Annotated in this window: 20 protein-coding genes; 15 read left to right on the forward strand and 5 right to left on the reverse strand. The window is 62.3% G+C overall.

Features of this window, described 5'->3' with window-relative positions; translation table 11 throughout:
- Positions 1 to 20: 20 nt before the first annotated feature.
- The 10 genes from NKH05_RS15320 to NKH05_RS15365 all read left to right on the forward strand — a co-directional run bounded on the left by NKH05_RS15320 (position 21) and on the right by NKH05_RS15365 (position 11,358).
- On the forward strand, positions 21 to 542 hold the full coding sequence (locus NKH05_RS15320) for a GNAT family N-acetyltransferase (RefSeq protein ID WP_352855231.1): 522 nt from the start codon (positions 21 to 23) through the stop codon (positions 540 to 542).
- Positions 543 to 773: 231 nt separating this feature from the next.
- Positions 774 to 2,570: an acetolactate synthase 3 large subunit gene (locus NKH05_RS15325; protein ID WP_352495182.1), complete on the forward strand. Its 1,797-nt coding sequence runs from the start codon at positions 774 to 776 to the stop codon at positions 2,568 to 2,570.
- Positions 2,571 to 2,636: 66 nt separating this feature from the next.
- Positions 2,637 to 3,209, forward strand: coding sequence for an acetolactate synthase small subunit (gene ilvN, locus NKH05_RS15330; RefSeq protein WP_023720797.1), 573 nt, complete (start codon positions 2,637 to 2,639; stop codon positions 3,207 to 3,209).
- Positions 3,210 to 3,240: 31 nt separating this feature from the next.
- Positions 3,241 to 3,837: a LysE family translocator gene (locus NKH05_RS15335; protein ID WP_352483004.1), complete on the forward strand. Its 597-nt coding sequence runs from the start codon at positions 3,241 to 3,243 to the stop codon at positions 3,835 to 3,837.
- A 168-nt stretch (positions 3,838 to 4,005) separates the two neighbouring features.
- Positions 4,006 to 5,259: an efflux RND transporter periplasmic adaptor subunit gene (locus tag NKH05_RS15340; RefSeq protein WP_352483005.1), complete on the forward strand. Its 1,254-nt coding sequence runs from the start codon at positions 4,006 to 4,008 to the stop codon at positions 5,257 to 5,259.
- Complete coding sequence (locus NKH05_RS15345) at positions 5,256 to 8,414, forward strand: efflux RND transporter permease subunit (RefSeq protein WP_352483007.1); 3,159 nt, start codon at positions 5,256 to 5,258, stop codon at positions 8,412 to 8,414. Before NKH05_RS15340 ends, NKH05_RS15345 begins: the two co-directional genes overlap by 4 nt.
- Before the next feature lie 56 nt (positions 8,415 to 8,470).
- On the forward strand, positions 8,471 to 9,076 hold the full coding sequence (nthA, locus tag NKH05_RS15350) for a nitrile hydratase subunit alpha (RefSeq protein ID WP_023720794.1): 606 nt from the start codon (positions 8,471 to 8,473) through the stop codon (positions 9,074 to 9,076).
- Positions 9,073 to 9,732, forward strand: coding sequence for a nitrile hydratase subunit beta (nthB, locus tag NKH05_RS15355; RefSeq protein WP_352483009.1), 660 nt, complete (start codon positions 9,073 to 9,075; stop codon positions 9,730 to 9,732). The genes nthA and nthB overlap by 4 nt, the downstream gene beginning before the upstream one ends.
- On the forward strand, positions 9,719 to 10,084 hold the full coding sequence (locus NKH05_RS15360; RefSeq protein WP_353025647.1) for a nitrile hydratase accessory protein: 366 nt from the start codon (positions 9,719 to 9,721) through the stop codon (positions 10,082 to 10,084). Before nthB ends, NKH05_RS15360 begins: the two co-directional genes overlap by 14 nt.
- 146 nt (positions 10,085 to 10,230) lie before the next feature.
- Positions 10,231 to 11,358 carry an ATP-dependent DNA helicase gene (locus NKH05_RS15365; protein WP_023720791.1) on the forward strand — a complete coding sequence of 376 codons (1,128 nt, stop codon included), beginning with the start codon at positions 10,231 to 10,233 and terminating at the stop codon, positions 11,356 to 11,358.
- Between the two features lie 10 nt (positions 11,359 to 11,368).
- Here NKH05_RS15365 and NKH05_RS15370 read toward each other — a convergent pair whose 3' ends face one another.
- The gene (locus tag NKH05_RS15370) at positions 11,369 to 11,773 is read right to left on the reverse strand and encodes a SpoIIAA family protein (RefSeq protein WP_023720790.1); all 405 of its coding nucleotides are present in this window, start codon (positions 11,771 to 11,773) and stop codon (positions 11,369 to 11,371) included.
- A 114-nt stretch (positions 11,774 to 11,887) separates the two neighbouring features.
- Between NKH05_RS15370 and NKH05_RS15375 the strand changes: the two genes are divergently transcribed.
- The 3 genes from NKH05_RS15375 (at position 11,888) to NKH05_RS15385 (ending at position 16,716) form a co-directional block, all read left to right on the forward strand.
- Positions 11,888 to 12,628, forward strand: a complete 741-nt coding sequence (locus NKH05_RS15375) for a pyridoxine 5'-phosphate synthase (RefSeq protein ID WP_023720789.1) — start codon at positions 11,888 to 11,890, stop codon at positions 12,626 to 12,628.
- A 96-nt stretch (positions 12,629 to 12,724) separates the two neighbouring features.
- Positions 12,725 to 14,638 (forward strand): potassium transporter Kup, encoded by a 1,914-nt coding sequence (locus NKH05_RS15380; protein WP_352483011.1) that lies wholly within the window; start codon positions 12,725 to 12,727, stop codon positions 14,636 to 14,638.
- 158 nt (positions 14,639 to 14,796) lie between these two features.
- The gene (locus NKH05_RS15385; protein ID WP_352483013.1) at positions 14,797 to 16,716 is read left to right on the forward strand and encodes a potassium transporter Kup; all 1,920 of its coding nucleotides are present in this window, start codon (positions 14,797 to 14,799) and stop codon (positions 16,714 to 16,716) included.
- A 43-nt stretch (positions 16,717 to 16,759) separates the two neighbouring features.
- Here the strand turns inward: NKH05_RS15385 and NKH05_RS15390 are convergent, their stop codons facing one another.
- Positions 16,760 to 17,650, reverse strand: coding sequence for an SDR family oxidoreductase (locus NKH05_RS15390; RefSeq protein ID WP_352495186.1), 891 nt, complete (start codon positions 17,648 to 17,650; stop codon positions 16,760 to 16,762).
- Positions 17,651 to 17,786: 136 nt separating this feature from the next.
- On the opposite strand from NKH05_RS15390, the gene NKH05_RS15395 reads away from it, so the two are divergent.
- On the forward strand, positions 17,787 to 18,197 hold the full coding sequence (locus tag NKH05_RS15395) for a winged helix-turn-helix transcriptional regulator (RefSeq protein WP_023720786.1): 411 nt from the start codon (positions 17,787 to 17,789) through the stop codon (positions 18,195 to 18,197).
- 255 nt (positions 18,198 to 18,452) lie between these two features.
- On the opposite strand, the gene NKH05_RS15400 is transcribed toward NKH05_RS15395, so the two are convergent.
- Entirely contained in the window at positions 18,453 to 19,178 is a 726-nt protein-coding gene (locus tag NKH05_RS15400; RefSeq protein WP_036245317.1) for a glutathione S-transferase family protein, read from the reverse strand.
- A 1-nt stretch (position 19,179) separates the two neighbouring features.
- Complete coding sequence (locus NKH05_RS15405; protein ID WP_352495187.1) at positions 19,180 to 19,485, reverse strand: Rieske (2Fe-2S) protein; 306 nt, start codon at positions 19,483 to 19,485, stop codon at positions 19,180 to 19,182.
- 100 nt (positions 19,486 to 19,585) lie between these two features.
- Between NKH05_RS15405 and NKH05_RS15410 the strand changes: the two genes are divergently transcribed.
- Positions 19,586 to 20,038, forward strand: a complete 453-nt coding sequence (locus tag NKH05_RS15410; RefSeq protein ID WP_352495188.1) for a MarR family winged helix-turn-helix transcriptional regulator — start codon at positions 19,586 to 19,588, stop codon at positions 20,036 to 20,038.
- A gap of 37 nt (positions 20,039 to 20,075) precedes the next feature.
- On the opposite strand, the gene NKH05_RS15415 is transcribed toward NKH05_RS15410, so the two are convergent.
- Positions 20,076 to 20,504 (reverse strand): anthrone oxygenase family protein, encoded by a 429-nt coding sequence (locus NKH05_RS15415; RefSeq protein WP_023720782.1) that lies wholly within the window; start codon positions 20,502 to 20,504, stop codon positions 20,076 to 20,078.
- Between the last annotated feature and the right edge of the window lie 25 nt (positions 20,505 to 20,529).

Genomic DNA, 20,529 nt, shown 5'->3' on the forward strand with positions numbered 1-20,529 from the left:
TGCGGCGCAGGGGAAACCACATGAGTTCGATCGAAATCAGGCCACTCAGCAATACTGCCGGAACGAAAAAAATGCTGGTCGATTTGCTGATCGGCACGGTTGCCGCCGGCGGCTCGGTCAGCTTCATGCATCCCTTGGCGCCGGAGATGGCCGCAGCCTTCTGGAACAAGTCGCTTCAGGCGGTCAACAGAGGCGAAAGGGCGGTGCTCGGGGCCTGGAACGGCGAGGCTCTGGTCGCACCGTCACCTCTGCTCGACTGCCCTCCCAACCAGCCGCACCGGGCCGAGATTGCCAAGCTGATGACCCGCCTCAATTATCGCGGCAAGGGCGTCGCAACCCGCCTGATGGAGGCGGCGGAAGCCGTTGCCATGGAGAAAGGCCGCACGCTGTTGGTGCTGGACACGGCAAAAGAGGAGGGGGCTTCCGGCCTCTATGAAAAGCTCGGCTTCACGCTGGGCGGCGAAATACCAGATTATGCGATGAAGCCGCATGGCGGGCTGACAGGCACCCTCATCTACTGGAAGCGCATTGGTACAGTCTGATCCGGCCCGCGCACATTCGCCGTTGACAGCACCATCAAACCAATTCTATTGTCCGCGACCATGAAAACGGCACTCATTCTCGTAGGAAAGCGCGTGGGCAAGGCGGTGTAACCGCCAGGCGGTGACCTCCCATGCGCAAGACACAGGCTCCCTCGGGGGCCTTTTTTATTGCCCGAAACACGACTAAACGACCAGCAATCGCCCGATGGCGAACAGTACGGGACCAGACCGATGAGCAGTGGACAGAATGAGCGGCGCGAAACGCCAAGAACCGAGATGACTGGCGCCGAAATGGTGGTGCAGGCGCTGAAGGACAATGGCGTCAAGCATGTTTTCGGCTATCCGGGCGGCGCGGTTCTGCCAATCTACGATGAAATCTTCCAGCAGGACGAGGTCGAGCACATCCTCGTTCGCCACGAGCAGGGCGCTGGCCACGCGGCGGAAGGCTATGCGCGCTCGACCGGCAAGGCCGGCGTCATGCTGGTGACCTCCGGGCCGGGCGCCACCAATGCGGTGACGCCATTGCAGGATGCGCTGATGGATTCGATCCCGCTGGTCTGCCTGACCGGCCAGGTGCCGACCTCTCTGATCGGCTCGGATGCGTTCCAGGAGTGCGACACGGTCGGCATCACGCGGCCCTGCACCAAGCACAACTGGCTGGTGAAGGACGTCAACCAGCTCGCGGCAACGATCCACGAGGCCTTCCATGTGGCAACGACAGGGCGCCCCGGTCCGGTCGTCGTCGACATCCCTAAGGACGTTCAGTTCGCCAAGGGCATCTATGTCCCGCCGCAGACGGCGCCGCGCACCAGCTACCAGCCGAAGGTCCAGGGCGACCTGGAGAAGATCAAGGCGGCGGTCGAGCTGATGGCCGGCGCCAGGAGGCCGATCATCTATTCGGGCGGCGGCGTCATCAATTCCGGCCCGGAGGCGAGCCACCTGCTGCGCGAGCTGGTCGACCTGACCGGCTTCCCGATCACCTCGACGCTGATGGGCCTTGGCGCCTATCCGGCGTCGGGCAAGAACTGGATGGGCATGCTCGGCATGCACGGCACCTATGAAGCGAACATGGCGATGCACGATTGCGACGTCATGCTCTGCATCGGCGCGCGCTTCGACGACCGCATCACCGGGCGGCTGACAGCGTTTTCGCCGAATTCGAAGAAGATCCACATCGACATCGACCCGTCTTCGATCAACAAGAACGTCCATACCGACGTGCCGATCATCGGCGATGTCGGCCGTGTGCTGGAGGATCTTGTGCGACTGTGGCGGGCAACCGCCAAGGCCGACAAGAAGGCGCTTCACCCGTGGTGGGAGCAGATCGCCAAATGGCGCGCGCGCGATTCACTCGCCTACAAGATGAACCATGAGGTGATCATGCCGCAATATGCCGTCCAGCGGCTTTATGCGCTGACCAAAGACCTCGACACCTACATCACCACCGAGGTCGGCCAGCACCAGATGTGGGCGGCGCAGCACTATCATTTCGAGAAGCCGAACCGCTGGATGACCTCCGGCGGGCTGGGCACGATGGGCTACGGCCTGCCGGCCGCGCTCGGCGTGCAGATCGCGCACCCGGATGCGCTGGTCATCGATATCGCCGGCGACGCTTCGGTGCAGATGACGATGCAGGAGATGAGCGCGGCGGTACAGCACGAGGCGCCGATCAAGATCTTCATCCTCAACAACCAGTACATGGGCATGGTGCGGCAATGGCAGCAGCTGCTGCATGGCAACCGGCTGTCGCATTCCTATACCGAGGCGATGCCGGATTTCGTCAAGCTCGCCGAAGCCTATGGCGGCCACGGTATTCGCTGCGACAAGCCGGACGAGCTCGATGACGCCATCAAGGAGATGATCGCGGTCAAGAAGCCCGTCCTGTTCGATTGCCGCGTGGCGACGCTCGCCAACTGCTTCCCGATGATCCCGTCCGGCAAGGCGCATAACGAGATGCTGTTGCCTGATGAGGCGACCGACGAAGCTGTCGCCAACGCGATCGACGCCAAGGGCAGGGAACTGGTGTAGCCTGGTTCAAGGAAGCTGTGCGGAAACAGCAGATTAGCACAAAAGTTTGAAATCGAGATTCATGTCATGAACGCACAGTTGCAACCGACCGGCTCCGCCTATTTCATCGCCAAGGAGACGGAAAAACCAGAGAACCACACGCTTTCGGTCCTCGTCGACAACGAGCCGGGCGTGCTTGCCCGGGTCATCGGCCTGTTCTCCGGACGTGGCTACAACATCGAGAGCCTGACGGTCTCGGAAACCGAGCACGAAAAGCACCTGTCGCGCATCACCATCGTGACGCGCGGCACGCCGCACGTGCTGGAGCAGATCAAGCACCAGCTCGAGCGCATCGTGCCGGTGCATCGTGTCGTCGATCTCACTGTGCGATCGCAGGAATTCGGACAGGAGCGGCCACTGGAGCGGGAGCTCGCGCTGGTCAAGGTCGCCGGCACCGGCGAATCCCGCGTCGAGGCGCTCAGGCTCGCCGATGCATTCCGCGCCAGCGTCATCGACGCCAACACCGAGCATTTCATCTTCGAGATCACCGGTAAGGGTTCGAAGCTCGATCAGTTTATCGCCATCATGAAGCCGCTCGGGTTGGTCGAAATCTGCCGTACCGGAGTGGCGGCGATGAACCGCGGCCCGCAGGGGATGTAATCGTCCTGCTCGCATTGATTAGGGGAACGGCATGACCTTCGACGCATTCTTCGCCCTGCTGGTTTATGCCTTCGTGACCTCGATCACGCCGGGTCCGAACAATTTCATGCTTTTGGCCTCGGGTGTGAACTTCGGCTTGGTCAAGACCGTGCCACACATGCTCGGCATCGGCTTCGGCTTCCTCGTGCTGTTGCTTGCCGTAGGCTTCGGGCTTGGGGCCGTGTTGACGGCCTTTCCGGTGCTGCATACCGGGTTGAAGATCGCCGGCGGCCTCTACCTGCTTTATCTGGCCTGGAAGATCGCCATGTCGCGCTCGCTCGGCGGCGAAGGCGAGGCGAAGGGCCAGCCGATGCGCTTCATCGAGGCTGCGGCTTTCCAGTGGGTCAATCCTAAGGCCTGGGTGATGGCGATTACGGCCATGGCCGTCTATACCAATCCGGAACGCCCGTTTGTGTCCGTGGTGCTGATCGCGGCCGCTTTCGCCGTCGTCATGCTGCCGAGCATTTCGACTTGGGCCGGTTTCGGCATGGCGCTGCGCGGTTTTCTGGCTGATGCGGTGCGGCTCAAATGGTTCAACATCGCCATGGGCGTGATGCTTGCGGCGACGCTGTGGCCGATGCTGCGTTAGCTGCCGTTTTATTGTGCACTGCACATTAAATCTTCGTAATGACGGCTTTTGGCCCTTTTTCGCCTTCGGCATTCTCTATTATCTGGCAAAAGCGCGGCAAGAGGCTGCGAGTTGAGCTAGACTGCGGCCACCGGATAGCGGCGTGTCGGATCGAGAGGCCTTTTGTCGATGCGCGGAAAGATCGTATTTGCGGTGATTGCTGCAGCCTGCGTTGCCGCGGCGGCGTGGCTTTATCATTCGCCCACCGCAATGAGCGGTCTTCAGCAGATGCTGTCGGCGAAGCAGACGACGGCGGCGGCGGACAAGCCCGCTGCAGCGGCAAATGCCGCGCGTTCGACTTCGGTGGTTGCCGCCACCGCCTCGACGGCCGATTTCCCGGTCCGGCGCTATGCCATCGGCTTTGTGTCCTCTCCCGCCGTGGTCAGCATCAACGCACGGGTCTCAAGCCAGATCGTCGCAATCGCGGTCAAGGACGGACAGATGGTGAAGGCCGGCGACCTTCTGTTCTCGCTGGACGATCGCTCATTGAAGGCCCAATTGGCACGCGATCAGGCGACGCTCGCAAAAGACCAGGCGCTGCTTGCCAGCGCCACGGCCGATCTTCAGCGCGCCAAAAATCTCGTCGCCAGGCAGGCCGGAACACAGCAGACCTATGATCAGGCCGTCGCGGCGCAGAAATCCGCCGCGGCCACTGTCGACGCCGATAAGGCGACGATCGATGCGGACGAGGTCCAGCTTGGCTTTGCCACGATCAAAGCGCCGATTTCCGGCAGGCTTGGCGCGGTCAGCGTCGCGGTCGGCGACCTCGTCACCACCAGCAACGGCAGCAGCACGTCGACGCCGCTGGTGACGATCACGCAGGTCGACCCGCTGCAGGTGAACTTCAATCTTCCGGAAAGCGATCTTGCCTTACTGCACAAGGCGCTGGCGGCGCCGCAGCAAGGCGCGGTGACGCTGACCAAGGACGGCGACCCGAAGCCGATCGGCAAGGGAACGCTGGATTTCGTCGATTCCAGCGTGGACACGGCATCCGGCACCATCGCAACGCGGGCCAGCGTGCCCAACGCCGATCTTTCGCTGTGGCCGGGCCAATATGTAAATGTTGTGCTCGATGCCGGCATCATGCCGCAAATGACGTCCGTTCCGACGGTCGCCGTCCAGCCCAGCCAGAAGGGGCCGTTCGTCTATGTGATCAAGCCGGACAACACCGTTGAAATGCGGCCCGTGCAGGTCGCGCTGACAGAAGGCGCCAACACCGCGATCAGCCAAGGATTGGAAAGCGGCGAGCGTGTCGTCGTCGAAGGCCAGACCAAGCTGAAAAACGGCGCGGCGGTCCGCGAAGGCAAGGCCTCGACCGGTACCGACGACCAGGCGACTCCGAAGGTCGCGGAGGCCGACAGGACGGGCGGAACACAGCCATGATTTCCGAATTCTGCATCCGCAGGCCCGTCGCCACGCTGCTCATGTCGTTCGCCTTGGTTCTGGGCGGGCTATTTGCTTACAAATTCCTGCCGGTCGCGGCGCTGCCAAGCGCGGAATTTCCGGTTGTCAACGTCTCGGCCTCGCTGCCTGGGGCCTCGCCGGAAACCATGGCGACCTCGGTGGCAACGCCGCTGATCAAGCAGTTTGCCACTATCGCCGGCATCGATTCGATCTCGACGACCAATTCGCTCGGCACGACCTCGATCGCCATTCAGTTCGTGCTCAACCGCGACATCGATGCAGCCGCCGCCGATGTGCAGGCGGCGATCGCACGCACGCAACGACAATTGCCGCCGGAGATGACCAGCCCGCCGAGCTATCGCAAGGTCAATCCAGCCGACGCGCCGATCCTGCTGATGTCGCTGGTCAGCGACACCATTCCGCTGACCGATCTCGATGCCTTTGCCGAGAATGTGATTTCGCCGTCGCTGTCGACGATCGACGGCGTTGCGCAGGTTTCGATCTACGGCCAACAGAAATATGCCGTCCGCGTCCAGATCGATCCGACGGCGCTCGCCGCACGCGGCATCTCGATCGACCAGCTGCAGACGGCCATTGCCTCGGCCAACAGCAACACGCCGCTCGGTGTGCTCAAGAACAACAAACAGCAGCTGACCATCACGGCGAACACGCAGCTGACCAACGCGGCGGGATTCTCCAACATCATCATCGCCACCAAGAACGGCCATCCGGTGCGGCTCGGCGAGGTGACCCGCGTCATCGATTCGGTCGAGACCACGACGACGGCAAGCTGGTATGACGGCACCCGCGCCATCATCATGGCGGTGCAGCGTCAGCCGGATGCCAATACCGTCGATGTCGTCGACCGCGTCAAGGCGATGCTGCCTTCCTTCGAGGGTCAGATGCCGGCAGCTGCGAGCATCCAGTTGCTCAACGATCGCTCGACATCGATCCGCGAGGCGGTCGACGACGTGCAGTTCACGCTCCTGCTCACTATCGCGCTGGTGGTGATGGTGATCTTCCTGTTCCTGCGCCGGGTGACGGCGACGGTGATCCCGGCCGTGGCGGTGCCGATTTCGCTCATCGCCACTCTGGGCGTGATGTACCTGTTCGGCTTTTCCATCGACAACATCTCGCTGATGGGACTGACGCTGGCGGTCGGCCTTGTCGTCGACGACGCCATTGTCATGCTGGAAAATATCTTCCGGCATATGGAGGAGGATGGGCTCTCGGCAATGGAGGCGTCGCTCAAGGGCGCCCGCGAAATCGGCTTCACCATCATCTCGATCTCGATCTCGCTGGTCGCCGTGTTCATTCCCGTGCTTTTGATGGGCGGCGTGATCGGGCGCATCTTCAACGAGTTCGCGGTGGTGGTGACGGTCGCCATCCTGGCATCGATGTTCGTCTCGCTGACGCTGACGCCGATGCTGTGCTCGCGGCTATTGTCGTTATCGAAAGCCGAGCAGAAAGCAGCGCACGGTGAAGGCCATAGACAAAACGTCTTCATGCGGGGCTATGACCGGCTGCTGACATTCTGCCTGCGCCACAATTTCCTGGTTTTCCTTGTCTTCCTGGTAACCGCCGGGCTGTCGGTGTGGCTGATCCAGATATCGCCGAAGGGCTTCTTCCCGCAGGAGGATATCGGCCAGGTCTCGGTGACGACCATCGCGCGCCAGGACATTTCGTTCGACGCCATGGTGAAGCTGCAGGGGCAAGTGGCTGATGTCTTCACCCATTCGCCCTATGTCGCGCATGTCGGCTGGTCGGCGGGCAGCGGAAACAATGCGCTCAACCAGGGCCAGCTCTTTGTGCAGCTGAAGGACAAGGACCAGCGCCCCAACATCGACAAGGTGCTTTCGGATCTGCGGCGCCAGCTTGCCAATGTGCCCGGCATCGAAACCTACATGCAGCCGGTGCAGAACCTGCGGCTCGGCGCGCGTTCTTCGGCGAGTGCCTACCAGCTTGCCGTGCAGGGCCTCGATACCGGCCTGACGAACGTCTGGGCGCAAAGGCTGACGGACGCAATGGCCGCCGATCATGCCGCCTTCACCGACGTGACCAATGACCTGCAGAACAACGCGCTACAGGCGACGCTGGTGATCGACCGCGACAAGGCGGCGAACCTCGGCGTCGATACCGACACGCTGCGCTCCAGTCTCTATGGCGGTTTCGGCACCCAGCAGGTGTCGACCATCTTCGGCTCGGCCGACAGCTACGACGTGATCATGGAGCTCGACCCGAAGATCGAGTGGTCGCCCGAGCGGATGCTGGCCATCAAGGTGAGAACGGCGAGCGGCAGCCTGGTGCCGCTCGGTGCGTTCGCTCGCGTCGATCGGACCGCCGGTGCTTTGACCGTCAACCAGCTCGGCCAGCTTCCGGCTGTGACCATCTCCTACAATCTGCCGCAGGGCGTGGCCCTCGGCGACAGCGTGAGCCACATCAACGCGCTGAAGGACAAGATCGGCATGCCGCCGACGATCTCGACCGCCTTCTCGGGCACGGCGAAGACGTTCCAGGATTCGCTTTCCAACCAGGGGCTGCTGATCGGCGGCGCGATCCTGACCATCTATATCGTGCTCGGCATGCTCTATGAGAGCTTCATCCATCCGCTCACCATCCTGACCGGGCTTCCATCGGCGGTGCTCGGCGCGCTGGTGGCGTTGCGGCTGGCGGGGATGGATCTGTCGGTGATCGCGGTGATCGGCATCCTGATGCTGATCGGCATCGTCAAGAAGAACGGCATCATGATGATCGACGTGGCGCTGGAACTCAGGCGCGAGGGGATGTCGCCTGTCGAATCCATCCACAAGGCCTGCCTGATGCGCTTCCGGCCGATCATGATGACTACGCTTGCCGCGCTGATGGGTACCATCCCGATCGCGCTCGGCACCGGCGCCAGCGCGGAATTGCGCCAGCCTCTCGGCGTGGCGGTGGTCGGCGGCCTTGTCGCCTCGCAGGCACTGACGCTGTTCGTCACGCCCGTCATCTACGTCTACATGGAGCATTTTTCCGGCTGGCTCGTCAGCGTATGGGCGGGGCACCGGGGCGAGCCGAGCCCGGTCGAGGCGGTCGACCAGCCGTCACTGTTCGACGACGAGGAAGAACCGGTGCCGCAGAAGGCGGCAGCCGAATAGCACTGGCCCAAGCCGTGGTGCTTGCGGCCGGAGGTCCGCGATCGTAATTTGATGCCATGCTGCACAATCACGACCACGACAACGAGCTTGATGCTTTTGCGGCGCGTGTGCGCGCACTGGAGACGATTCTCACCCGCAAGGGGCTGATCGATCCAGCGGCGATCGACGTCATCGTCGATACCTACGAAACCAAGGTCGGGCCGCGCAACGGCGCAAAGGTGGTGGCGAAGGCCTGGGTTGATCCCGGGTTTGCCGCATGGCTGAAGCGTGATGCGACGGCGGCCATCGAATCGCTCGGCCACACCGGCCGGCAAGGCGAACACATGCAGGCGGTGTTCAACACGGCCGACACGCACAACCTCGTCGTCTGCACGCTATGCTCCTGCTATCCATGGTCGGTGCTCGGCCTGCCGCCGGTCTGGTACAAGGCGCCGCCCTACCGTTCGCGCGCGGTGATCGATCCGCGCGGCGTGCTCGACGAATTCGGGCTGACCTTGCCGGCGACGACGGCAATCCGGGTGTGGGATTCGACCGCCGAGCTGCGCTATCTGGTGGTGCCGATGCGGCCCAGGGACACAGAGGGCTGGGATGAGGCGCGGCTCGCCGATCTGGTGACGCGCGATGCCATGATCGGCACGGCGCTGGCGCGGGAACCGGCATGAACGGGCCGCAGGATCTCGGCGGCCAGATGGGTTTCGGGCCGGTCGCGCCTGAACAGGACGAACCCTATTTCCATGCCGATTGGGAAAGGCGGGCGCTGGGCGTGACGTTGTGCGCCGGCGCCATGGGCGCCTGGAACATCGACGAGAGCCGGCACGCGCGGGAATCGCTGCACCCGGCCGACTACTATGCGTCGAGTTATTACGAAATCTGGATCAAGGCGCTGGAGGTGTTACTCAAACGCCATGGTTTCGTCAGCGACCGCGATCTGGCCAGGGGCGATGCGGTCGACCCGGTAGCGACACCCAAGCGGGTCCTGAAGGCGCAAGACGTTTCGGCGGTGCTGGCCAAGGGCGGGCCTTGCGACCGGCCGGTCGCCGTCCCGCCGCGATTCAAGGCAGGCGACCTCGTGCGAACCAAGAACTTTCATCCGACCGGCCACACCAGGCTGCCGCGTTACGCGCGTGGCAAGCGAGGCGTCATCGAGGCCATGCGTGACGGCTTCGTTTTTCCCGACACCAATGCGCACGGCCAGGGCGAAAACCCGCAATGGGTCTATACGGTGGCCTTCACCGGCAGCGAAATCTGGGGCGAGGGCGCCGACCCGACACTTGTCGTGTCGATCGATGCCTGGGAGAGCTATCTTGAAGCGGCGTGAGACGGGCTCAGTCGCCAACGCGCTGCCCGCCGGTGTCGAGGCGCCAGTCTTCGCCCAGCCGTGGCAAGCAGAGGCCTTCGCCATGACGGTGGCGCTACACGACAACGGGCTGTTTTCGTGGAGCGAATGGGCGGACGCCTTGTCGGCCGAGGTGAAGCGGCCGGGCGCCGCGCGCGACGGTCATGACTATTACAAGCACTGGCTGGCCGCGCTAGAAAAGCTGCTTTCGGCCAAAGGCGTTGCCGGTAGGAGCGACGTCGACAGCCTTGCTGCTGCCTGGGAACGGGCCGCGCATGCTACGCCGCATGGCAAGCCGATCCTGCTGGAGAACGATCCACAGCGGGCTGGGTAAGCTGTCGTCGCCCGGCGTTGTTCTCTTTACGTTCCTCTTCGTCGCTGATAGCCTGGACTTGTCGCAGCAGCGTAATTGCAGGCGATGAAGTTGATGGTGACGGCAGTCACCTTGTCTTTCCCTCGCGAATCCGGTCTGTCGCGCTGATGGAATTCTCCCCTCAACAAGACGAGGCGCTGAAGGCGGTGGCCGGCTGGTTGAAAGCCGGCAAGCCGCAGCTGTTCCGGCTGTTCGGCTATGCCGGCACCGGCAAGACGACGCTGGCGCGCTATTTCGCCGAGCATGTCGACGGCCAGGTGCAGTTCGCCGCCTTTACCGGCAAGGCGGCGCAGGTGCTGCGTTCCAAGGGCGCGGTCAATGCCCGCACAATCCATTCGCTGATCTACCGGCCGAAAGGCGAGGAATCGGTAGCGGACGAGGTGACCGGCAAAACCTCGATGTCGCCGACCTTTTCGCTCAACCGGCAGAGCCCGATCTCGCGGGCCAAGCTCGTCGTCATCGACGAATGCTCGATGGTCGACGAGCAGCTTGGCCGTGACCTGATGAGCTTCGGCACGCCGATCCTGGTGCTTGGCGATCCCGGCCAGTTGCCGCCGATCTCCGGCGGCGGCTTCTTCACCGACCATGAGCCGGACATTCTGCTCACCGAAATCCATCGCCAGGCGCGCGACAACCCGATCATCCGGCTTGCGCTCGATGTGCGCGAGGGCCGCGAGTTCATGCGCGGCGACTATGGCGCGGCGCAAGTGATCGGCAAGGAAGACGTCACCCAGGAATTGGTGCTGAAGGCGGACCAGGTGCTGGTCGGCACCAACCGCACGCGCCGTCGCTATAATCAGCGGCTGCGCGAGCTGAAGGGGTTCAACGCCGATTATCCGCAAGCCGGCGACAAGCTGGTCTGCCTGCGCAACGATCCAGCCAAGGGGTTGCTCAACGGCTCGCTGTGGAAGGTGATGACCTCGTCGCGCGAGACGGTCAAGCCCGGCATCAATCTGCTGGTCTCGCCGGAGGAAGACGATCCGGATCGCGGCGTCGCCAAGATCAAACTGCTCAAGGCGGCGTTCGAAGATCCGGACGCCGACATTCCCTGGCAGCAGAAGAAGCGCTTCGACGATTTCGATTATGGCTACGCGCTGACCGTGCACAAGGCGCAGGGGTCGCAGTGGAACGAGATCGTGCTTTTCGACGAAAGCTGGGCATTCAAGGAAACCCGGCAGCGTTGGCTCTACACCGCCATCACGCGCGCGGCCGAACGGCTGACGATCGTCCGATAGGGCGGCCGTATCAGCGCTGGGCGATCGGTCTGGCGCCAAGCCATTCCCAGGCGGCGGTTTCGTCCTTAGCCTCGAAATGCCGGAGTTCGATAGGCAAAGAGGCTGGCAAGAAGGCTCTTGCCTCCGCTATCCAGTTCGGCTCACCGACCGCCGCGCAGCGGCCGATATGCTCCACCGCGTGAGCTATGCCCTGTTCGATCGTCTCGTCCGATACGTCGGTCCAGTCGACACCCTCATGATCGATCAGGCGCACCAGCACGTCGATTTTCGTGTGCAGCGCGTAGGCTGCCTCCAGCAATCCGAACAGGTTTTCGGCATCAGCCGCTGCGACATGGCCGACGACATCGATGGCGAAGAGGTCTTCGCGATCGGTATCGATGCGGCGGATCGCCGGCACGGCATCGAGAAAATTCAACAGGAAACTCCTTGCGCTCGATTTTCTTCGTTCCCCTGGAACACCTGAAACCCTCTGTCTGTTCCCCTTAAAGGCGCTATAGATGCGCGCCGAGATCAGCCTGGAACCGTGCAAATGCCTGCAAAGCTTTCCGTCAACCTCAATGCCATCGCCATGCTGCGCAACCGGCGCGACCTGCCGTGGCCAAGCGTGACGGGGCTCGGACGCATCGCCCTTGCCGCCGGTGCGCATGGGCTGACGGTGCACCCGCGACCCGACGAGCGGCACACCAGGCATTCCGATCTGCCTGAGATCAGGGCGCTGATCGACGACGAGTTCCCGAGTGCGGAATTCAACATCGAGGGCTATCCGACCGAGGAGTTCCTGGCGCTTGTGGAAAAGCATCAGCCGGAACAGGTGACGCTGGTGCCCGACGACCCGGTGCAGGCGACTTCCGACCATGGCTGGAACTTCGCCGCCGGGGCTGCGTTCCTGACACCGGTCGTCAAGCGCCTGAAGAAGGGAGGCTTTCGCGTATCGCTCTTTTCCGATCCGGATCCCGATGGCGTGAAAGCCGCTCGCGACACCGGCGCCGACCGGATCGAACTCTACACGGGTCCATATGGCAGCTATCATTCCGATTCGGCAAAAGCGGCGAAGGAATTGGAGAAATTGGGAAAGACGGCGGATGCCGCACTTGCTGCAGGGCTCCAGGTCAATGCCGGGCACGACCTTGTGGTGAGCAATTTGCCGGCACTGGCCAGGCGCATCCCGGCATTGGCCGAAGTGTCGATCGGACATGGGTTGACAGCCGATGCGTTGGAGTATGGCATGGCCGCAACGGTCAGGCGGTTTCTGAAGGCTTGTGGCTGGTAGAGAGAGGCGAGCCGATAGGCCGTGCGTTCCCGGCATGGCAGCGCGTCCTTTCCACCCCGCAGCATAGAGCACCGCACGTCTATGGGAGTGTCGTCCATGGCCCTTGCTCACGCCGGTAGCGAGGCAGAACCCATCGAGCAATCCAGCCACTCCACCGTCGAGCAGCACAGCACCAAGGTGCTGATGCTGGGCGCGCTGGGCGTGGTTTACGGCGATATCGGCACCAGCCCAATCTATGCATTTCGGGAAGCGCTGCACGCATCGTCGGGACCGGTAGCCCGCAACGACGTCCTTGGCGTGCTGTCGCTTATCGTCTGGGCGCTGACGATCATCGTCACGATAAAGTACGTCGCTTTCGTTCTCAGAGCCGACAACAAGGGCGAGGGCGGCACGCTGTCGCTGATGTCGCTTGCGCGCAGCGCTTATCCCAATGGAGCCAAGCTCATCCTGGGGATCGGGCTGTGCGGCGCGGCGCTGTTTTTCGGCGACGCCATTATAACGCCGGCCATCTCCGTGCTTTCGGCGGTCGAAGGCCTGGAAGTGGTGACCCCGACGCTGGAAACCTATGTGGTTCCGATCACGCTGGTCATCCTGGCAATGCTTTTTGCCGTGCAACGCTTTGGCACCGGCAGGGTGGCGGCCGTGTTCGGACCGGTGACGGCAGTGTGGTTCCTGGCGATCGGCGCCGCCGGGGTGTACCATCTGCTGGACGACCCGTCGGTCCTGCTGGCGATCAATCCCTATTACGCGGTCGCTTATCTGGCCAATACGCCCACCGGTGCCTTCGTCACGGTCGGGGCGGTGTTCCTGGCGGTCACCGGGGCCGAAGCCCTCTATGTCGACCTCGGTCATTTCGGGCGCAGGCCGATCGTGCTGGCATGGTTTTCCGTGGTGTTCCCTTGTCTGCTCCTCAACTATTTCGGACAAGGCGCGTTCGTTCTGGCCAACGGCGGCAAACCCACCAATCCATTCTTCCAGATGCTGCCTGATTGGGCGCTGATGCCCATGGTTGGGCTGGCCACGGCAGCGACCGTGATCGCCAGTCAGGCGGTGATCTCCGGCGCTTTCTCGCTGACCCGCCAGGCGGTGCAGCTCAATCTGCTTCCGCGCATCGAGGTGCAGCATACGTCCGAAATGCAATCCGGCCAGATCTACATGCCGCGCGTCAATCTGGTGGTTGCGCTGGGCGTGATGTTGCTGGTGGTCGGCTTTGGCGGTTCGAGTTCGCTGGCTTCCGCCTATGGCATTTCGGTGACTGGCGAAATGCTGATGACAACCATCCTGCTGTTTGTCGTGATGCGGTTCCGGTGGAAATGGCAGCTTGCACTGGCGGCGGCGCTCACACTGCTGTTTGGCACGATCGATACCGGATTTTTCCTCGCAAACATCGTCAAGATCCTCGAAGGCGGGTGGGTCTCGATAACAGTCGCTTGCGCCATGGGGCTGATCATGTCCACGTGGATCCGCGGCACCCGCTATTTGTTCGAAAAGACCCGCCGGAACGAGATTCCGCTCGATTTCCTTGCCGGCAATCTGCTGAAGAAGAAGCCGCATCTGGTGTCGGGCACCGCAGTGTTCCTGACCAGCGATCCGCTGAGCGCGCCGACCGCGCTGATGCACAGCCTCAAGCACTACAAGGTGCTGCACGAGCAGAATGTCATCCTTTCGGTGGTGACGGCACCGCAGCCGGTTGTGCCCGACAGCGAGCGCGTCAAGATGGAGACGGTCAACGAACTGTTCATGCGGGTGACGCTGACCTTCGGCTATATGGAGCAGCCCAACATCCCGCGTGCGCTGGCGATCTGCCGCAAGCAGGGCTGGAAGTTCGACATCATGACGACATCCTTCTTCCTGTCGCGGCGCTCGCTCAAGGCCTCGCCCAATTCCGGCATGCCGGTCTGGCAGGACAAGCTGTTCATCGGGCTGGCGCGCACGGCGGCCGATGCGACGGAATATTTCCAGATCCCGACCGGACGCGTGGTCGAGATCGGGACGCAGGTGGCTATTTAAAAACGTGTCCGTTGCGACATTCCAGGTAGTCTGCCGATGGGACTGAGTCTGCCAAGTCGTGGACGACTCGCAATATCGGGACGGAGCCATTACGTGACGGCACTTGATATTGCAGCGCAGCAAGCGTAGAGCACCGCCCGCTTATCGGAGTGTCGTCCATGGCCCTTGCCAATGCTGGTAACGAGGCAGAACCTGTCGAACAATCAAGCCATTCTGAGGTCGAGCAGCACAGCACCAAGGTGCTGATGCTGGGCGCGCTGGGTGTGGTTTACGGCGATATAGGCACCAGCCCGATCTATGCATTCCGAGAGGCGTTGCATGCATCAGCCGGCGGCAACGTCGCCAACCGTGGCGACATCCTGGGCGTACTCTCGCTGATCATCTGGTCGCTGACGATCACCGTCACCATCAAATACATCATGTTCGTGCTTCGTGCCGACAATCGCGGCGAGGGCGGGGTGCTGTCGCTGATGGCGCTGGCGCGCAACAGTTTCCCGACGCGCTCGGCGGTGATCCTCGGCATCGGCATTGTCGGCGCGGCGCTTTTTTTCGGCGACGCAGTCATTACGCCGGCGATCTCGGTACTATCGGCGGTCGAAGGCATGAATGTCGTCACGCCGACATTCCAGCCCTATGTGGTGCCGCTGACGCTGGCCATCCTGGCGATCGTGTTTGCGGTACAGCGGTTCGGCACCGGCGGCGTAGGATTGGTGTTCGGGCCAGTCACGGCGCTGTGGTTCCTGGCCATCGGCCTTTCCGGCATTAACCACATCATCGCCGATCCGGAAATCCTGCTGGCGATCAGCCCGCATTACATCGTGTCGTTCCTGGTCAACTCGCCCGACGTCGCCTTCGTCACTGTTGGTGCGGTCTTCCTCGCCGTCACCGGCGCTGAGGCGCTCTATGCCGATCTCGGCCATTTCGGCCGCAAGCCGATCGTGCTCGCCTGGCTGGCAATTGTGTTCCCTTGTCTGTTGCTCAACTATGTCGGGCAAGGTGCCTTCGTGCTCGCAAATGGCGGTGTTGTCGGCCATCCCTTCTTTGAGATGAACCAGGGCTGGACGCTTATTCCGATGGTCGTGCTGGCGACGGCGGCGACCGTCATCGCCAGCCAGGCGGTGATCTCCGGCGCTTTCTCGCTGACCAGGCAGGCGGTGCAGCTCAATATGCTGCCGCGCTTCGTCATCCAGCACACGTCGGAAAAACAGTCGGGCCAGATCTATCTGCCGCGCATCAACCTGATGCTGGCGCTGGTGGTGATGTTGCTGGTGGTCGGCTTCGGCGAATCCAGCCGCCTGGCCTCGGCCTACGGTATTTCGGTGACCGGCAACATGCTGGTGACGAACATACTGCTTTTTGTTGTAATGACGCGCATCTGGAAATGGCCGCTCGGCGTCGCGGTCGCCCTGATGGCGGTGTTCGCCTTCGTCGATACCGGCTTCTTTGCAGCCAACATAGTCAAGGTGTTTGAAGGGGGCTGGTCCTCGCTTGCCATTGCCGCGGTTATTGTGCTGACCATGTGGACCTGGATCCGCGGCACCCGCTATTTGTTCGAAAAGACCCGCCGGAACGAGATTCCGCTCGATTTCCTTGCCGGCAATCTGCTGAAGAAGAAGCCGCATCTGGTGTCGGGCACCGCAGTGTTCCTGACCAGCGATCCGCTGAGCGCGCCGACCGCGCTGATGCACAGCCTCAAGCACTACAAGGTGCTGCACGAGCAGAATGTCATCCTTTCGGTGGTGACGGCACCGCAGCCGGTTGTGCCCGACAGCGAGCGCGTCAAGATGGAGACGGTCAACGAACTGTTCATGCGGGTGACGCTGACCTTCGGCTATATGGAGCAGCCCAACATCCCGCGTGCGCTGGCGATCTGCCGCAAGCAGGGCTGGAAGTTCGATATCATGACGACATCCTTCTTCCTGTCGCGGCGCTCGCTCAAGGCCTCGCCCAATTCCGGCATGCCGGTCTGGCAGGACAAGCTGTTCATCGGCCTGGCGCGCTCGGCGGCCGATGCGACGGAATATTTCCAGATCCCGACCGGACGCGTCGTCGAGATCGGGACGCAGGTGGCTATTTGAACAAGCGGCCATGCCCTTCGAAGGGCACGGCCATTTGTGAGGCTCAGTTCACCAGAGCCGCCTTGTTTGCTTCAAGAAATTCCTTCAGCGGCTGCGGCTTCCTGCCGGACAGAGTCTCGACCGCGTCGGTCACCATGCCGATCCGGCCGGAGCGGGTGTTGGTATCGAAGGAAACGATCACGGGCGCAAAAGCTTCGGGAACGCCGGCTGCCTTCAATCCCTCGGTCAGCGCTTCATCCGAAAGCTGGACAACGTCGATCGGCTTGCCGGTGACCTCGGTGACGAGGGCTGCAATCTCGGCCATCGTGTGGGCCTTGGGGCCGGTCAGCGTGTATGTCGTGCTTTCGGTTGCGGTCGAAGCGAGGCCGGCGGCAATCGCGGCAGCCATATCGTCGCGCGCGCCGTGGGCAATGCGGCCGTCTCCAGCGGACGTGTACCACTGCCCAGAGGCGATGGCGTGCGGCAGCGCCAGGAACAGGTTCTCCTGATACCAGCCGTTGCGGAAGATGGTGGAGGGGATACCGCTCGCCTTGATCGCCTGCTCGGTGCCGTGGTGATCGGGCGCAAACAGCACCGGCGATCCTGGCTCCGGATTGGGCATCGATGTGTAGAGCAGATGCGAAACACCCGCGCCTTTTGCTGCGGCGACCGCAGTCTCATGTTGCTTCAGGCGCTTGCCCGGAATGGCGAGCTCGTTCGTCGAAATGATCAGAACCCTGTCGGCGCCGGTAAATGCACTGGCCAACGATGCGGTGTCGTCGAAGTCGACCGTCCTGATGGTGACGCCTCGGGCTGCCAGATCGGCCAGATTTTCCGGATTGCGGGTAGCGGCGATGATGCGCTGAGGGGAGACCTTGAGCGTGTCAAGCAGATGATTGATGACGCCGCGGCCAAGCTGGCCGGAGGCGCCGGTGACGAGAAGGGTGTCGGTCATGAAAGGTCCTGACGTTGCGCCGGAGCGGCGGGTGCATATGTTAGTCTCAAAAAGAGACCAGCACTAAAATAGGAATTGACCCATCCTCGTAAAGAAGGCAGTTTTGCGGGAGGTAGGCACAGCCAGGGAACCAGCCATGGACGGCAAGATCGTCAATCTGAGATCGAAGCTCGAGATCTACAAAGCAGGCAGCGGTGGCGGAAACCTTGCGGATTGCCCGGTTCGCGACGTGATCCAGGGCATAAGCAACAAATGGAGTTCGCTGCTGATGGAGGCCTTGGCCGAGAAGCCGTACCGCTTTGGCGAGTTGCGGCGCCTCGTGCCCGATATTTCACAGCGCATGCTCACCCAGACGCTGCACGATCTGCAGCGCGACGGCTATGTGCATCGCGAGGTTTTTCCGACCAAACCGCCGAGCGTTGAATACAGCCTCACCGATCTCGGGCGCTCGATGTTTGGACCCTTGCACCAGCTGATCCAATGGGCCGAGCTCAATCACGGCGCTGTACGCGAGGCGCGGAAGGTTTTCGATGCTGCCGAAGGCTGAGTCTCAAGGCCGAGACAGCGGCTTGATTTAGCGACAACGCTGAAGGATTGTCCGGCCTGGGTCGGGTCGGGCAAATGGGCAATTCTCTGGACATCGCGATTGCCGGCGCGGCGATCAGTTACGCGCTCATCGGAACGGACGTATCGATACTGCGCTGGAGGCTTGCGTCCGCGACAGGCTGGTGGCCAGTGGCAAGCATTCCGCCGGAAACGAATATCCTTGCCTCGATGATTACAGGCACTGTGATCAATCCATTCAAGCCGATCGGGCTTGCGGAAGCCCGGTGGCCGGATCGTTTCGGCGGATGATTTCCGAAAGGTGCGAGCCCTTCGCCTGTAGGAATGTATGGAGGCGTTGCGGATAATCGGGAGCGACCGCGTCCTTCACGGATGGGCGTTTGCGCAACGCCTCGCGCCACACCTGGACATGCGGCTTTCCGTCCAGGATGCCGAAATCGCCGATCCGGTCGAAGACGTCGAAATAGCGGAAAATCGGCCCGTAGACCGCGTCGACCAGTGAAAAGCGCTCACCGGCGAACCACGGCCCAACCGCGCCATTCGCCAGTTCCACTTCCAGGCGATCGAACACCGCCGATAGCGCCTCGCTTTCGGCGAGCAACGCGGCTTCCGTAGGCGCTGAATAGAAGCGGCCGATGGCATTGAGGATTGCCGAGCCAAACTCGATCCAGGCGCGATGTCGGGCACGGGCATAGGGATCGGTGGGATGCAGCGGATTGGGCTGGGTTTCCTCGAGGAATTCGAGGATGACGAGCGATTCGAAGATCACCGTTTCCTGGCCGTCATGCTCAACGCGAAGCAGCGGCACCTTGCCGAGCGGCGATATCGCCTTGAACCAGGCAGGCTTGTTGGCGAGATCGACGGCGATGCGCTCGAACGGCACGCCCTTTTCGCGAAGCGAAATCGCCGCGCGCTGCACATAGGGACAAAGATGGTGGCTGACGAGGATGAGCTTGTCGGTCATCTCACTCTCCCCAGACATAGTTCAAGGCGCCGTTCTCGACGCGGGTGGAGAGGAACATCAGGCGGGAGCCCTTCGGCGCTGGGCCTTCGAGGCGATCACCGTTCGCCATGTCGAACGAGGCGCCGTGCCATTGGCAGACGAGCTTGCCGTCCTTGCAGTCGAGCGGGCCACCGAAGTGCAGGCAGACGTTGGCGGCGGCGCGGATACGCTCGCCGCTGCGGTAGACATGGACCTCGCGGCCGAAAAACGGAGCGATCAGGCTGCCTGTTTCCGGAATGTCGGCGATCCTGCAGATTTCATGCTTCATCGGAATTGCCTTTCATGATTGATGCGATTGCATCTATATAGATGCATTTGCATCGATCGTCAAGCTTGATGCAGTTGCATCTATCGCCTACGATGTAATCATGACCGGGATTCCTTCACCTCCAGCAATCAAAGCCTGGGCCCGCCTGATGCGGGTTTCGCGCCAGTTGTTGGAAAGTGCCGAGGACGCGCTGAAGGACAGTGGCCTGCCGCCGCTTGCCTGGTACGACGTGCTGCATGAGCTTGCCGAGGCGGGCGAGGGCGGATTGCGGCCGTTCCAACTCACCGAGCGCACCCTGTTTGCGCAATACAACATCTCGCGGCTGCTGGCGCGGCTCGAAGCCGACGGGCAGGTCGAGAAGCTTCCAGTTGCCGATGACGGCCGCGGGCAAACCATCCGCATCACCGGCAAGGGGCGCGAGACGCGCCGCCGCATGTGGGTCGTCTACGGCCGCTCGATATCGGAGTTGGTCGGCTCCCAGCTTTCCAACGATGATCTGGACACGCTGTCGGCTCTGCTTGGGCGCCTGCGAGATCCGCCCGCCCTGGCGTGACACGCCTTCGTGCCGAAGATGGCGCGGATCTGCGAGGTCAGGCACTGCCCCAAAGGAATGCCAATGTCGCCAGAACCCCAAGCCCGACGCGGACCAGATGCAGATTGCCCCATTTGACGATCATTGTCCGAGCCTCAGGATTGACGGTGTTAGCGTCCATCACCTCCAGCAGCCGATTTGCCGGCATCATCACCAGCAGCGTCCATGGCCAAGGCAGGATGATCAGCACGGCGCCGGCCAGATAAGCGAGATTGCCGGTCTGCCACCACGCGACGAGGCCCAGAATACAGGCGATGACGGCGATCGAGGCCTGCATGGCGGCGCCGCGCTTGTAGGAAGGCTGCCATTCCTGCAGCAATGCCTTGTCATCGAGGCGAAGCCGCGCCGGCTGTTCGGCGACGCTGACGTAGATAGCCGCGCCTGCAAACACAGCGGCAACGGTCAAGGCAAGCAATCCGGCGAGCATGATCCGTGTCTCCCGTAATGCCCCG

The sequence above is a fragment of the Mesorhizobium sp. M1399 genome, from assembly GCF_040317735.1.
Lineage (GTDB): Bacteria > Pseudomonadota > Alphaproteobacteria > Rhizobiales > Rhizobiaceae > Mesorhizobium.